We start from the raw sequence: 14,192 nt of genomic DNA, 5'->3' as shown, positions 1-14,192 counted from the left end.
GCTATCTACCGCTCGACGGCCGCGCCGAGCGAATCGAGCACGTCGAAGAAGTCCGGGAAGGACACGTCGACGTGTTCCGCGCCGGTCACAGTTGTCTCGCCGTCGGCGACGAGGCCGGCGACGGCCAGCGACATGATGATGCGGTGGTCCGCGCGGCCTTCGACGGTCGTGCCGATGAGGTCACTGTCCGCGCCGTAGACGAACAGTTCGTCCTGGTGTTCCTCCACCTCAGCGCCCATCTTCGTCAGTTCTTCAGCCATCGCGCTCACGCGGTCAGTCTCCTTGTACCGGACGTGCTCGGCGTCGGTAATTCGGGTGACGCCGTCGGCGGCGGCCCCAAGCGTCGCGATGGTCGGCAGGAGGTCCGGCGTGTCTTCGACGCCGACCTCGATACCGGTTAGCTCGGACTGCGTGACGGTGATTTCGCCGGTTTCCTCGTCCCAGTCGAGGTCGGCCCCCATCCGGTCGAGGATGTCGACGATGGCGGCGTCGCCCTGAGCGCTGGGGAACGCCGACGTGACGCGCAGGCCGTCCTCGGCGGCGAGCGCACCGGCCGCGAGCAGGTAGCTCATCGACGAGAAGTCCCCGGGGACGTTGTAGTCGCCGCCCGCTGGCGTGTAGGACTGACCGCCCTCGACGGTGAACCCGGCGTCGGTCTTCTCGGCGTCGACGCGAACGCCTCCAGCACCTCCAGCGTGATGTCGACGTACGGCGACGATTTCAGTTCGGTCGTCAGGCTGATGTCGACGCCGACCGGTGAGACGGCACCAGCCATCAGCAGTGCGGTGATGTACTGCGAGGACACATCACCGGGAATCTCGACCCCGCCGCCGTCGATGCCGCCACCAACCACGAGTGGGGCCTGTCCGTTCCGGCGAGTCGACTCGGCGTCGCCGTCCAGCTGTTCGATGGCATCGAGCAGCGGCCCCTGCGGGCGCGACCGGAGGGATTCGTCGCCAGTCAGTACCGCGAGATTGTCCTGCAGTGCGGCTGTCGCGGTGACCAGTCGCATCGTCGTCCCGCTGTTGGCACAGTCGATCACGTCGTCCGGCGTCTCCGGCCGGCCGTCGAAGCCCGTGACTTCGACCGTCGACTCGTCTTCAGCCAGTGAGACGCTCCCGCCGTAGGCTCGACCGCTCGCATTGTGGCCTTCGTATCCGCACTCACGAGCGGGTCGTGGACGACCGCGCCGTCGGCGTAGCCCGCAGCCAGCACCGCCCGGTGCGTGTAGCTCTTCGACGGCGGTGCTTGCGCCGTCCCCTCGACCGTCGATTCGGTAATCGTGATGTCCATGCCCGGTCGGTAGCGGGCGTTCGACAAGAGGCTACCGCTCTCTCACCCCACCGACGGTGGGAGCAACGACCTTGTGGCTGGCAGCGGTACCACCGCTATGGTCCCAGCGATGGACGGCGCGACCGTTGTCGTCACGGGTGCGAGTAAAGGTATCGGCGAGCAGATAGCCCACGCGGTAGCGGGAGCGGGCGCACATACGGTCATCTGTGCCCGCGACGCGGAGGCGCTCGAGCGTGTCGAAGCCGATATACGGGATGCAGGCGGCTCCGTGACCGCGATTCGGACGGACGTGCGCGACGAGTACGACGTGGAACGACTGGTCGAAACTGCCACACGAGACGGTGACGGCGCAATACAGTACGTTGTCGCTAACGCCGGCGTCTACCACGGAACCGCCGGCGAGACACCGCTTACCGAGGAATCCTACGCCGCCTTCGACGACCACCTCCGGACGAACGCTCGGGGCGTGTTCTCGACGATCCGCGAAGCCGTCCCACACCTCGGTCCGGACGCCCGCATCGTCGTCCCGACGGGCGTCGTCGCCCGCGAAGGGATGCCCGGATACGGTTCCTACGCAGTCTCGAAGGCCGCCGCGGAGGCCGTTGCCCGCGGGTTCGCCGCCGACCTCGACATCCCGGTCGGTGCAGTCGACCCCGGACAGGTCGCGACGGACCTCTCCGGCGACGGCGGACGCGACCCGGAATCCGTCGCCGAAATGGTCCTCTGGGCGCTCCGGGACGCTGACCCGTCAGCACTGGACGGCGGCGTCATCGACTGGGGCGACTATCGGTCGGCGACCCGGTGACCGCCACCGATGGGTTTATTAGCAACAGGCCGGTGATTGTAGATAATGTCTATTAACTCAACCTCAGTTTTTAATAACGCTGGCCGAATCTCCACCGCCGGCCTCGCGAGTGTTGTCGGCCTGGTGATCCTGTCCGGCGTCGCAGTCACCGGCGGGGCGAGTAAGGTTCTGGTCATCTCCTGGGTCGCGTTCGTGGCAATGGCACTGGGCGCGTGGCTTGGGGCGCGGGCCGATGAAACGAACCCCTACCGACTGGTCTGGGGCTACGGGCTCGCGAGCGGGGCGATGGTCACCTCGGCGGCCATGTTCCTCGTTCCACAGGCGATGGGACTGGGCGGCCAGGCCGGCGCAGCGCGTATCGGCGGCGTCGGCATCGCCGCCGGACTGGTCACCGGCTACGGCACCCACACTATCGGCCACCGGCTGACCCACGTCGAGACTGCCTTCGACATGACGACGCTTGCCATCGCCGCCCACGCCCTCTCGGCCGGCCTGGTCATCGGGCTGGTCTACGCCTCGATGCCCCAACTGGGTATCCTGCTCGGGCTCGCTATTGTCTCACACAAGGGACCGGCCGGCTACGCTGCTGCCCGGCGGCTCGGACGCAGCGGCAAGTCCGCCACCGCGCTGTTACTCCCCGCGGCCGGCGTCGGCCTGACGGCGATCCCGTCCGCGCTCCTGCCGGTCCCGGAGTCCGCCCTTCTCAACGCAGTTATCTTCGGGTTCGCCGCCGGCATCTTCCTCCACGTCGCGATGGACTTCCTGCCGAACTGCGAGGCCGGCAGCGAGATCGACGAGGTCTGTGAACTCCACGACCACTCCCACGACCTGCTCGACGAACTCCGTACGCACGCCGTCGCGTCGACGGTGGTCGGCGCTGCCGTCATCGTGCTGGCGTGGGTCGCCATCTGAACGCGTGTTCGTCGTCACCGCACGGGCATAGTCACGGACACACTCGTCCCGTCGGTATCGACCCGGATGTCGATATCGCCACCGACGTAGCTGACGAGCCAGTACGCGAACCACAGCCCCAGTCCGGACCCGTGTTCGAGCGGCTTCTCTTCCGCCGCCTCGATGACCCGCCGCTCTTGATCCGGGACCCCTGGCCCGTTGTCCACAATCGTCACTGTCGCTGTCGAGTCGTGGCGCTCCGTCCGGACGGTGACCCGCGGTGCCGATGCGTCGGAGTGCTTGATACCGTTCTCGATGAGTTCCTGCAACGCTGGGACTACCTTTGCATCTATCGCGGACGACGAGACGGAGTCGCTCTCGACGACGAACTCGGCGTCGGGGTATGCTGCGGCCAGCCCGTCCGTGATGTCACTGAGGACGTCTTCGAGTTCGCGCTCGACATCGTCGGTAAGCGAGTCCGCGAGCAGTTCCTGTACGTGGTGCGCTTTCTCGCTGATGTCGAGCAGGGACTGCACGTTCGCTTTGATCGTCTCGAGGTGGTCGAGAGCGGCGTCGTCATCCACTAACTCTGACAGAATATCCGCACGTCCACTGATCGTCGTTCCGTTGTTCCGGAGATTGTGCCGGAGAATCCGATGGAACACGGTGAGCTGTTGCTCGCGCAGTCGGCGACCGGTGATTTCGTCCTGCATCCCGACGAACCCCTGGATCGTCCCGTCCGCGTCCTGAATCGGGGCGATGGTCTGGTTGATGATGAACCGCTCGCCGGACTTGCGCTCGTTTACGATCTCGCTCGTCCAGACCTCGCCGCGACAGATCGTGTCCCAGAGCCGTTCGTAGAACTGTTCGCTCTGTTCACCGGACTTGAGTATCCGCGGTGTTCGACCGATTGCCTCTTCGGCGCTGAATCCGGTGAGTTCCTCGAACGCCGGGTTGACGTACTCGATGACGCCGTAGGTGTTCGTTATCAGAATCGCGTGGCCCGCATGCTCGACGGCGTTCCTGAACCGCCGGAGTTCGCTGTTTTGTTCTCTGAGGTCCGCAACGAGGTCCTCGGTGTGGCTGCGCCGGGCGAGGAGGTTCGCGATGGTTCGAAAGAGCGCCTGCGTGTCCAGCGGCGCTGTCATGATATCATCGACGACGAGTGGCTGCTCGGCCGCGTCGATATCGGGCAGGTCAATCCTGACTGGCGTCCCCTCACGACGCACCAGAATCACGGGGCAAAACACCGGATCTGCCCGGTGTTTGTACTGCTCTATCGACTCTCTGTACTTCGGAAACGACGACTCGTCGACGATGTGGAGGTCGACTTCCCGGAACTCGTCGTCCGTGATCGGCGTGTGGTGTTCGGCGACGACGGAGGCGAGTGCCTCCCGGTTGCCGTCGCCGGCCAGCAGTAATTGGACGTCGGCCATCGGTGGTTAGCGAGTGGATGAGCGTCCGCCGCTGTCTCCATGCCGTTCGGGCACGCCCTCGAACACGCCGTGCATCCCCGAGACGGGGTCGCCGACCTGAAGGCCGTCGGCGGTTATCTCGAACCGGCGGGGGACCGCCTCGAACCCGCCGACGCGCTTTTTCAGCGCGCCGACGACTCGCTGGAGTTCGCCCCCGACCTCGATGTAGTTCTCGAAGACGATGTTGTCGGCGAGGTAACTGACGTTCTCGCTCGTGGGTTCGTGAAGCCCCGTCACGTCCCTACGCTGGTCGATCAGGATCACAGCGGTGTTCCCGCGCGTGAGATGCTGTGTCAGGGCGTGGAGCCGCCGACGCAGTTCCACGTCGTCCTGTCCGTGCTTGATCGCGTTCTTGTAGCCCGCGATGCCGTCGATAACCACGAGTTCGGCCCCGCGCTCCGCGGCCTGTGTCTTCACGCGGTTCGCGAACTCCTCGGGCGACATCGCCAGCGACTCGATCTCCTCGACGAGAAGTGTCCCCTCGTCACGCAACTCCGAGAGCGGTATCCCGAACGTCTCACAGCGGTGTGTGAACGTGTCGATGGATTCGTCGAACAGGTAGGCAAGCGCCGGGGACCCGTCTGCCGCTGCGGAGGCCAGGAACTCCGTCGCCGTCGTCGACTTGCCAACGCCGGAGGGACCACTGAGAATCGTCACCGTCCCGCGTTCGAGTCCGCCATCGAGGAGCGAGTCCAGTTCCGGCACCCCGGCGGAGAACTGCGTGGGGTCGAACGACCGCGTCCGCTGTTCCGGTTCGAGCGCGGGATACACTTCGACGCCGGACTCCCGGATTTCCATCCCGTGTGAGCCGTCCTGTTGGCCGATGCCGCGATGCTTGCGCAGTCGAATACGCCGACCCGCCTTCTCATCGCCGTAACTGAGCGAGATGATGCCGTCACTGAGCGACCGAAGCTGGCTGTCCATCTGATTGCTCGGCGTCTTGGTCGCCAGCACGGTCGTCTCCCTGTCTTGCAGAAAGCGCGCGAAAGAGATGATACGCTTCCGAAACTGGTACTCGGTCGGTTCGAGATACTGGAAGTGTGTGATCGGGTCAATGAGGACGCGGTCCGGGTCGACCCGCTCGATAGCCTCGCGGATATCCGAAATCAGGTGGCCGTCCTCGACGTCTCTGGGCTTGACCACGTCGTACGATTCGGCCTCCATGAAAAACTCCGAATCGGGGCCGACATCCAGAAACGTCGCATCGGCGATATCGATGCCGAGTTCGGCAGTGTTCGCCAGTAAATCGGCAGCCGATTCTTCGGCGTGAATGAACAGCACGTCGTCGCCCGCTTCGATCCCCGCTTCGAGAAACTGCGTGCCAAGCAGTGTTTTCCCGGTTCCGGGCGGCCCGATAACGAGATACAGCCGCCCTTCCACAAGCCCGCCTCTGAGAAGCGAATCAAGACCGGAGATACCGCTGGAAAGGCGCGTGAACTGCCGCGAAGGAGAGGGCATAGAGAGAGTATCGGATGGCGGGTAATAAGCATCTCGCGAGAACACGGGCGTGACAACCGAAGACAGTCCACGAAACACCGATTCGCGTCTCCTCGCTCTTTCGACTAACGTGAGCGAAAAAGCGACCACTCGCGCTGCTCGTGGTCGTCCTACTCCTCGTCGAGCAACTGCTCGGCCAGAATCGGGACGAAGGTCCGCAATCCACCTTTTTTACCCTCGGGTGTGCTCCCTGTGGTCACACACCACTCGATAAAAAACGTGGGCGAAAAAGCGACCACTCGCGCTGCTCGTGGTCGTCTTACTCCTCGTCGAGTAACTGCTCGGCCAGAATCGGGACAAAGGTACCGATATCGGTGACCATCCCGACCGCCTGCGCGGAGCCACGGTCGAGGAGCTGTGTCACGTCGCGGGGTTGATGTCGACGCAGACGACCCGCGTCGTCGAGGGGAGACAGTTCCCGACGGCGACCGAGTGCAGCAGCGTCGAGAGCATCAACACCATGTCGGCCTCGTGGGCCTGCTCCCGGATGGCGTTCTGGGCCTCGACGGCGTCGGTGATGGTGTCCGGGAGCGGGCCGTCGTCGCGGATAGAGCCCGCGAGAACGAACGGCCGGTCGTTTTCGATGCATTCGTACATCACGCCGGAGCCGATGGTGCCGGACTCGACGGCCTCCTCGATGCCGCCCTCGCGGATGACCTCGCTGATGGCGTAGATGTGGTGCTTGTGGCCGTGGCGGGGATGGTCAAGGCTCTCGGTGTCCATGCCTAGCGAGGTCCCGTAGATGTCGCGCTCGATGTCATGGACGGCGAAGCCGTTGCCGGCCGAGAGCATATCGACGTAGCCCTCCCGGACGAGGCGGGCGAGGTCCTCGCGCGCCCCGGAGTGGATGAGGGCTGGCCCACAGACCGCCATCACTTTGCCACCCTCCTTTTTCGTCTCTTTGATGGCGTTCGCGATCTTGCGGATGGTCGACTCCGAGGGCCGCTCGGAGGAGACGCCGCCCTGCATGAAGCCGAACGCGCCGCCCGAATCGCGGGGCCGCTCCGGCGGCTGGACCTTGATGCCGGTTTCGTCGGTGACGACCATGTCGCCCTCCTCGATAGCGTTCAGGACCTTGGTGTAAGCTCGGGGGTAGTCTCTCGGTTCCTCGTCGTCACCGTTCGACTGTTCCGAGGCGCGGTGCGCTTCGCCGTCTTCGACGACCACGGCGCAGTCCATCTCCATGTCCTCGACCTCGATCCACTCGCCGCTGTGGCGGATGAACGTCGGGTGGTTCGTCGTCGAGTAGAACCCGTGCGGGACGACCTGGTCGTCGGGTGCGGGGACGAGCGTGGCGTCTTTCGGGTCCGAGGGGTTGACGCCGTGCTGGTGGAGTTCGTGAACAATCGACTGCAGTTGGTCTTCGTCGTCAGCCTCGACGAGCATCCGGGCGTAGGACTCCTCGTCTTTGTGACGGCCGATATCGAACTCCTGAACGGAGAAGGAGCCGCCCAGATCCATGATGATGCCGAAACAGGACTGCATCATCCCGGAGTCGATGATGTGGCCCTCTAGTTCGACTTCGCGAGAGACGGTCATGGCCAAGACATGGAGACAGGTGTGTAAGACGGTTTTGGGTCTGCACCACTCCGGCGACCCGGCTACCGCCCGTCAACGTGTCGTTGCACGGCCCACGACTCCCCCTCGCTGTCCTCACATAGCCGCTCGAAGAACCGCTGTAGCCCGTCGGACTCTGTGGTCGGCAGGACGTGCAGTCGGACCGTCCCGTCGCGGACGGCGACGCGGAACACGTCGGTCGTCTCCTCGTCGCGGACCAGCCACAGCGGCATCGGCAGGTCGTGGAAATCCCCATAGCGGTACGGCCCGTCGGAGAGGATGTCGACGACTGTCTCGGCGAGTTCCGGCGTCGACCGCTCCCGATCCGGGATGAGTCGGAACTCCGTCCCGCCCTCGTATTCGACCCCGCTCCCGTGGGGAAAGCGCCGCTGTGGGTGTGCAGGGATGCTGAACGGGGGGTCCGTGGTCATCTGTCACGTAGTTGGGCGCTTTCGGATTTAAATTCGCGGGCCATGCAGGGCTCGATAGTACAACCGCCCCTGCGTCTGTGGCGTCGATCCGACGCGGTCTAGCATGACCGGTGGCGAACTAAAGTCATGAGAGTGAATTGTCTTCGGAGTGAGGAATCAGTATGCGCGTTAGTCTGGCGGTGGTAGACCGTCTCGTCGCGAACGGCATCGATACCGTCTTTGGCATCCCGGGGAAGCAGTCCCTCCCGCTGAACGAGGCCATCGGCAAGCGAGACGACATCCGTTTCGTCGTGGCACGGCACGAAACTGCGGTCTCACATCAGGCCTGGGGCTATGCAGAGACGAGCGGGCAGATAGCGAGCACTGTTGTCGTTCCCGGTCCGGGCGATATGAACGCGATGAACGGCCTGAAAAACGCGCTGAACGACTGCACGCCGCTGGTGCACTTCGCCATCGAAACCGAGCCGGCGCTCCAGGGCGGGGATGCGATTCACGAAACCCCGCCGGACACCTACGACAACGTCGTCAAAGAGAACATACTACTGAAGAATCCCGAGACGACAGCGGCGACGATCGACCGAGCGGTACAGATCGCCAAGACACCTCCGAAGGGGCCAGTCAGAGTCGGACTCCCCAAGAATTACTTGCAGATGGACGTGCCAATCGCTGGTGCAAGCACACCTTCGGCTCCGTCCACCAGCACCGTCCCGGAGCAGGCGGTTGCGGAAGCCGCTGAGCACCTGCTCGCGGCCGAGATGCCAGTTATCATGGCAGGCGGTGGTGTGCGAGCGTCGGGTGGGACGGCGGCGCTCCGAAGCCTCGCCGAGCGACTTGACGCGCCCGTCGTGACGACGTACAAAGGCAAAGGCGTGTTCCCGGAGGATCACGACCTCAGTGCCGGTGTCCTGAGCGGGAGTGCAAGCCCAGAGCTACTGGACTGTCTCGCCGACTCCGACGCCGTACTCGCCGTCGGCTCCGACCTTGATGCACACGGGACACGCGGGTGGTCCGTCGAACTACCTGAGACGCTCGTTCACGTCACGATTGACGCCGACGACCTCGGCACGGGCTATGACCCGACTGTCGGCATCCTCGCAGATGCCGCGGACGCGATGACGGCGGTCGAGAACAAAATCGCGGCGGCTGATACCGCTCCTGCTACGAAGGCGGACGGCACCGAACGCGCACAGGCTGTCCGCGATGCCACTGCGCGTCGTATCGAACCGCTCGTGGATTCGGAACCACCGCTCACCTCCGTCCATGTGCTGCAAACTCTCCGGGACGCAGTCCCTTCGGATGCTATCACGGCCGTCGACGCCGGGGGGTTCCGCGTCTGGGCGCTGAACACGTTCGAGGCGTACGGGCCGCGCAGCTACGTCAACCCCGGGTCGTGGGCGACGATGGGAACCGGACTGCCGTCGGCGATTGGGGCACAGCTAGCCAATCCGGACACGCCCGTCGTCGCGTTGACCGGTGATGGCGGCCTCATGATGTGCGTGCACGAGCTCCACACTGCGGTCGCCGAGGACCTCCCGATCACCGTCGTCGTCCTCAACAACGACGATTACGCGATTATCAGTGAGGAGGCCGGCCGGAGTTACGACCTCGACCACCAGGCGTACGGATGGGACACGACGCCGATTGACTTCGGAACCGTCGCTGCCGGAATGGGGATGGAAGCCGTGCAAGCCGACACGCCGTCCGAAATCCGCACGGCGGTTCGCGAGGCGGTGCAGACGGACGCGCCGACGCTCGTCGAGGTCAGGACCGACCCGACGGAGCCACAGGCGAGCGAGTGGATGAGCGAGTAGTGGATTTATCCAGCGGGAACGCCAAAAGCAGGTCATGTGTGGCCGCTACAGTTTGTTCTCTCCTCGCGAGGAAATTGAGACGCGGTTCGACGCCGAGTTTTCTTTCGACTACGAGCCGCGATACAACGCCGCTCCGAGCCAAGACCTGCCGGTCATCACTGCCGAGTCGTCCGGCACAATCAAGCGGATGGAGTGGGGACTGATTCCGTCCTGGGCTGACAACCGCACGGACCACGGGCACATCAACGCCCGCGCCGAGACGCTGGCGGAGAAACGTTCGTTCGCCGAGGCCTACGAGGCTCGCCGCTGTCTTGTCCCTGCCGATGGGTTCTACGAGTGGGTCGAGACGAGCGACGGCAAGCAACCGTATCGCGTGGCGCTGCCGGACGACGACCTGTTCGCGATGGCGGGGCTGTACGAGCGGTGGGAGCCGCCACAGCGACAGACCGGGCTGGGGGAGTTCGGCGGGAGCGGCGGCGATTCGGGCGGCGAAGACGATATCGTCGAGTCGTTCACGATTGTGACGACCGAACCGAACGACGCCGTCGCTGACCTCCATCACCGGATGGCCGTCATCCTCGACCCGGCTGAGGAGTCGACGTGGCTGCGCGGCAGCGCCGACGACGTGTCCACACTGCTTGACCCGTACGACGGCCCGATGCGGACCTATCCGGTTTCGTCAGCGGTCAACAGCCCTGCTAACGACTCGCCGGAACTCATCGAACCAGTCGGGTAGTGACGGCTGGGTAACGGCGCTACTCGCTCGGCGTGTTCTGGCGCTTGAACTGGTGCAACATCTTCCAGAGCGTCTCTTCTTCGACCTGGTTTTCGGCGGCGGATAGCTGGCGGTACAGGCCCTCAGAGACGGTAATCTCGGGCATTACTGGAACGCTCGTGTGGAGGCAACATAAGCTTCTGGAGACTCGGAATCGAGTGAATGTATCCGTCCCACAATATTCTGGGTACGTCGTTACGGGGGCTAATCGCCTTCTCCCGGTGTATGCAGTCGTACGCCCAGCGAGACGACGGTACTGTCGCGTCCAGTGTGACTGAGCTCATCGGCGACACGCCGCTGGTCTGTCTCGACAGCTTCGCGGACAATCTGCTCGGCAAGGTCGAAGCGGCCAATCCTTACTCCGTCAAGGACCGCATCGCGCTGTACATGGTCGAGGCGGCCGCCGAATCAGGCGACCTCCCCGCCGACGGGACGGTCGTTGAAGCGACCAGCGGCAACACCGGTATCGGGCTGGCTGCTGTCTGCGCTGCACGGGGGTACGACTGCGTGCTGACGATGCCCGAATCGATGAGCGAGGAGCGCCGGCAGTTGCTGTCGGGGCTCGGCGCGGACCTCGAACTCACGCCGGCCGATGGCGGCATGAGCGGGGCAATCGAGCGCGCGAACGAACTCGCAGATGCGCCCGGTACCGTACGTGCCCGGCAGTTCGAGAACGAGGCGAACCCGCGTGCCCACCGCGAGACGACGGGTCCGGAGATATGGGCCGATACCGACGGCGACGTGGACGCCGTCGTCGCCGGCGTCGGGACCGGCGGCACGATCACCGGTATCTCGGAGTACATCGAGGAGGAGGTCGGCGCGGATCTCACATCGGTCGCCGTCGAGCCTGAACAGTCCAAACTGCTCTCGGCGGATGCCCCGGACAGCCACGACATCCAGGGTATCGGTCCCGGGTTCGTTCCGGACATTCTCCGGCGCGACCTCGTCGACGAGGTGCGGACCGCGAGCAAGGCGGAATCCATGGAGGCGACCCACCGACTCGCCAGCGAGGAGGGGATTATGGTCGGCATCTCATCGGGTGCGGCGCTGCACGCGGCCGCGGAGTACGCCACCGAGAACCCCGACGAGACGGTGGTCGCCGTCCTGCCGGACACCGGTGAACGATACCTCTCGACGGACCTGTGGGACTAAGCGAGAACCGTCGCTGCGATGCGGCGAAAACAGCCTTCAGGCGACCCGGCCGAACGCCAGCGTGCCGCTGATGCTCTCGATGTAGGCCTCGACGACCTGCCCTTCGCGCGCTCCGGAGACGAAGATGGTGTACTTCCCTTTCTCGGCGACACCGTCGCCCTCGCGGCCGGTGCCGGTGATCTTGACCTCGTAGGTCTCGCCCTCTTCGAGCGTGGGTCGGTCCTGCTGGGTGTTCGAACTCGCGCCCTTGGCGACCGGGCGGAACGCACCGCAGGCCTGACAGCGCAGCATGTCGACGCCGTCCTCGTTCTTGAGGACGGTGTCGGGCAGGCCACACTCGGAACAGGTGACGTACTCGGCGACGTACGCGTCGATGGCGGCCTCGAAATCAGCGGTGTCGAACGACCCGTTGTAGCGGGCTTCGCCGCCGTCGAACTGGCCGTTGGTCCCGAACTCGCGCTGGATGGCGCGGTGGAGATGCTGGGCGTCCCGCGAGACTGCGTCGGCGATTGCCTCTAAGTTCGTCAGGCGTGTGAACGCCCCGTCGGTCTGGCCCTCGGGGTCGGGAATCGAGAGCCGTTCGCCGGCTTCCCGGGGTTGGTCTGGTAGTACGTCGTACGCACGCTGTAGGGCGGACTCGTAGTTCATACATCTTAGACGGTGCTGGCACGTAAATGGATTCCGTCACATCTGTGATCTCCTATCGGCCAATGATATTAATACTGAGAGTGGATAATTGATTGACATGGATCAGCACGAACAGCCTGTGGAGACGCCGGGACTCGCGTCCGAGCGACTCGATACGCTATTACGGGCGCTGGCAGCCGAGCCCCGGCGGATGATATACACTTACCTCGCCGAACACGACTCGGCCTCAATCGCGGAACTCACTGACGTGGTCGTGGGCTGGTCCAGCGCGCGTGGTCGAGACACCGACGCCCGCAACTGGGACGATACCCGCACGTCGCTCCACCACCGCCACCTCCCTGTTCTCGATGACGCTGGCGTTATTAGCTACGACGCTGCCCAGCGGACCGCGACGCTGGCATCGCTGTCGCCATCCACGGCCGAGGTTCTGGCGACGATAACCGATCTGGATACCGCCGAGACAGACCACGAGGACTGATCGTGGGCCGATGACAGTTCGTACCCTCCTCCGACGCTTCGAGGACTCGGACGTGGAGATAACTGTGTACGGTCCGCCCGCAACGAAGACTGTGGTAGAGCGTCTGGCAACTCAGGGAATCGACGCCACCTGGCGGAAACTCCCGACTGGACACCAGAACGCGTTTGTCGTCGTCCGCCGCGACGGCGCGTTCGCCGGGACACCGCCACTCACAGCGCTGCAGGCGTTCTTATGTAAGCCGACGACAGAGCCCGACGACAGCAGGGTGCCTGACAGTGACCCGGACCGGCAGCTTCTCCACTCGGCGCTGGCGAACACGCTCCTCGCATCGCTCACGCCGGCACAGTTGCTCGCAACGTCGCACGAGTTCGAGGACAGGGCCTACCGCGTCGGGAAGGGAACGCTTCGAGTGAGCTTCCAGTCGCTGTCGATCTTCCGCTCTCAGCGCGCCCGATACCAGACGCTCGCCAGCGACACGGACCTCGACATCCACGTTTACGGACGAGACGACTGGGAGCCGCCAGCGATTCCCGGAATCTCGTTCCATCCGCTCACAGACACCGTGCTCGAACAGGTGTGGCTGCTGGCGTTCGACGCCGCCGGCGACGACCAGAACAAGTGTGCACTCGTCGCCGAAGAAACCGAGGACGGACCGTTTCGTGGTCTCTGGACGTACAACGCACGGCTGGTCGACGAAATCATGACGGCGGTTGTGGCTGTCGACGAGTAGCAACTGACCACGAGTCGGCCCGGAAACACCCAGCGGATGCTATGCCGGACATGACAGCGGGACCCGAAGTCCGAGGCCATTACGCTCGATAGCCGTTCCGAAGGGCCGAGAGCGCTCCCGGAGTGTCTCACGAAGCCACTCAGCCACCGCTTCGTCGGCGCGTCCGACCTGTGTGTACGCGTTCTCGACCGGCGTGAGTTCGAGCGCGGCCAGCCGGCCGTCCTCGATATGGAGTTCGAACAGGAAGCTCCGGTCGTTGCGGTAGCCGTCCTTGACCGCGTAGTCGTCGACGAAATTACCGGTGTCGTACATGATGGGGCGACCGCGGTACACCTCGACCCCCTGGATGACGTGGGCGCTGTGGCCGTGGACCACGTCGGCCCCGTTGTCCACCAGCCAACGGGCGAAGGCCTGCTGTGTCTCGCCCGGTTCGGTCACCCAGTTCGGCCCCCAGTGAGCGGTGACGACGAGCAGGTCGGGGTCGGCGTCGCGGGCCGCCGCCAGCGCGCCCTCCGACGCGGCGGCGAGTCAGCGGGTGGTTCGGGTCCAGCGGTGTGTATGCCGTGCCGGGACTGTCGCCGTCGGCGGCGTAGCTGGGGTGACTGGTCGTGGACGGCGACGACGGCGATCGAGAGGTCGGCCGATCTCG

At 64.6% G+C, this 14,192-nt stretch carries 14 protein-coding genes and 2 pseudogenes; 8 read left to right on the top strand and 8 right to left on the bottom strand.

Annotated features, from left to right (window positions below):
- Window positions 1-5 precede the first annotated feature (5 nt).
- A pseudogene (aroA, locus tag GJ630_RS08785) lies at window positions 6-1,293 on the bottom strand (3-phosphoshikimate 1-carboxyvinyltransferase).
- Between the two features lie 97 nt (window positions 1,294-1,390).
- On the opposite strand from aroA, the gene GJ630_RS08780 reads away from it, so the two are divergent.
- Both GJ630_RS08780 and GJ630_RS08775 read left to right on the top strand, forming a co-directional pair.
- Window positions 1,391-2,098, top strand: coding sequence for an SDR family NAD(P)-dependent oxidoreductase (locus GJ630_RS08780; RefSeq protein ID WP_174878657.1), 708 nt, complete (start codon window positions 1,391-1,393; stop codon window positions 2,096-2,098).
- Between the two features lie 45 nt (window positions 2,099-2,143).
- Window positions 2,144-3,010 carry a ZIP family metal transporter gene (locus GJ630_RS08775; RefSeq protein WP_050037701.1) on the top strand — a complete coding sequence of 289 codons (867 nt, stop codon included), beginning with the start codon at window positions 2,144-2,146 and terminating at the stop codon, window positions 3,008-3,010.
- 14 nt (window positions 3,011-3,024) lie between these two features.
- On the opposite strand, the gene GJ630_RS08770 is transcribed toward GJ630_RS08775, so the two are convergent.
- From GJ630_RS08770 to GJ630_RS08755, 4 genes and pseudogenes are all read right to left on the bottom strand, one after another.
- Entirely contained in the window at window positions 3,025-4,425 is a 1,401-nt protein-coding gene (locus GJ630_RS08770; RefSeq protein ID WP_050037702.1) for a PAS domain S-box protein, read from the bottom strand.
- Between the two features lie 6 nt (window positions 4,426-4,431).
- Window positions 4,432-5,922, bottom strand: a complete 1,491-nt coding sequence (locus GJ630_RS08765; protein WP_191449744.1) for an ATPase domain-containing protein — start codon at window positions 5,920-5,922, stop codon at window positions 4,432-4,434.
- Between the two features lie 298 nt (window positions 5,923-6,220).
- A pseudogene (locus tag GJ630_RS08760) lies at window positions 6,221-7,500 on the bottom strand (TIGR00300 family protein).
- A gap of 62 nt (window positions 7,501-7,562) precedes the next feature.
- Window positions 7,563-7,949, bottom strand: coding sequence for a hypothetical protein (locus GJ630_RS08755; RefSeq protein ID WP_191449743.1), 387 nt, complete (start codon window positions 7,947-7,949; stop codon window positions 7,563-7,565).
- A 161-nt stretch (window positions 7,950-8,110) separates the two neighbouring features.
- Between GJ630_RS08755 and GJ630_RS08750 the strand changes: the two genes are divergently transcribed.
- Together GJ630_RS08750 and GJ630_RS08745 are read left to right on the top strand one after the other, a co-directional pair.
- Window positions 8,111-9,760, top strand: coding sequence for a thiamine pyrophosphate-binding protein (locus GJ630_RS08750; protein WP_191449742.1), 1,650 nt, complete (start codon window positions 8,111-8,113; stop codon window positions 9,758-9,760).
- A gap of 34 nt (window positions 9,761-9,794) precedes the next feature.
- Window positions 9,795-10,496, top strand: coding sequence for an SOS response-associated peptidase (locus GJ630_RS08745; RefSeq protein ID WP_191449741.1), 702 nt, complete (start codon window positions 9,795-9,797; stop codon window positions 10,494-10,496).
- Between the two features lie 19 nt (window positions 10,497-10,515).
- Here GJ630_RS08745 and GJ630_RS20310 read toward each other — a convergent pair whose 3' ends face one another.
- Window positions 10,516-10,641, bottom strand: coding sequence for a hypothetical protein (locus tag GJ630_RS20310; RefSeq protein ID WP_008310277.1), 126 nt, complete (start codon window positions 10,639-10,641; stop codon window positions 10,516-10,518).
- A 119-nt stretch (window positions 10,642-10,760) separates the two neighbouring features.
- Here GJ630_RS20310 and cysK point away from each other — a divergent pair, with 119 nt between their 5' ends.
- Window positions 10,761-11,687 carry a cysteine synthase A gene (cysK, locus tag GJ630_RS08740; protein WP_050037707.1) on the top strand — a complete coding sequence of 309 codons (927 nt, stop codon included), beginning with the start codon at window positions 10,761-10,763 and terminating at the stop codon, window positions 11,685-11,687.
- Between the two features lie 36 nt (window positions 11,688-11,723).
- On the opposite strand, the gene GJ630_RS08735 is transcribed toward cysK, so the two are convergent.
- Complete coding sequence (locus GJ630_RS08735) at window positions 11,724-12,335, bottom strand: translation initiation factor IF-2 subunit beta (protein ID WP_008310273.1); 612 nt, start codon at window positions 12,333-12,335, stop codon at window positions 11,724-11,726.
- Between the two features lie 97 nt (window positions 12,336-12,432).
- Between GJ630_RS08735 and GJ630_RS08730 the strand changes: the two genes are divergently transcribed.
- Entirely contained in the window at window positions 12,433-12,813 is a 381-nt protein-coding gene (locus GJ630_RS08730; protein ID WP_023843165.1) for a hypothetical protein, read from the top strand.
- Between the two features lie 10 nt (window positions 12,814-12,823).
- A complete protein-coding gene (locus tag GJ630_RS08725) occupies window positions 12,824-13,543 on the top strand; it encodes a DICT sensory domain-containing protein (RefSeq protein ID WP_014039809.1) in 720 nt (239 codons plus the stop codon).
- 39 nt (window positions 13,544-13,582) lie between these two features.
- Here the strand turns inward: GJ630_RS08725 and GJ630_RS08720 are convergent, their stop codons facing one another.
- Complete coding sequence (locus GJ630_RS08720) at window positions 13,583-14,017, bottom strand: CapA family protein (RefSeq protein ID WP_252718767.1); 435 nt, start codon at window positions 14,015-14,017, stop codon at window positions 13,583-13,585.
- Between GJ630_RS08720 and GJ630_RS20020 the strand changes: the two genes are divergently transcribed.
- Window positions 13,997-14,192: hypothetical protein (locus GJ630_RS20020; RefSeq protein ID WP_252718766.1), on the top strand; the 196-nt coding region annotated here is incomplete at its 3' end. The genes GJ630_RS08720 and GJ630_RS20020 overlap by 21 nt on opposite strands.

Source organism: Haloarcula sp. CBA1122, assembly GCF_009741785.1.
Classification (GTDB): domain Archaea; phylum Halobacteriota; class Halobacteria; order Halobacteriales; family Haloarculaceae; genus Haloarcula; species Haloarcula hispanica.
This window is presented reverse-complemented; position numbering and strand designations above follow the sequence as displayed.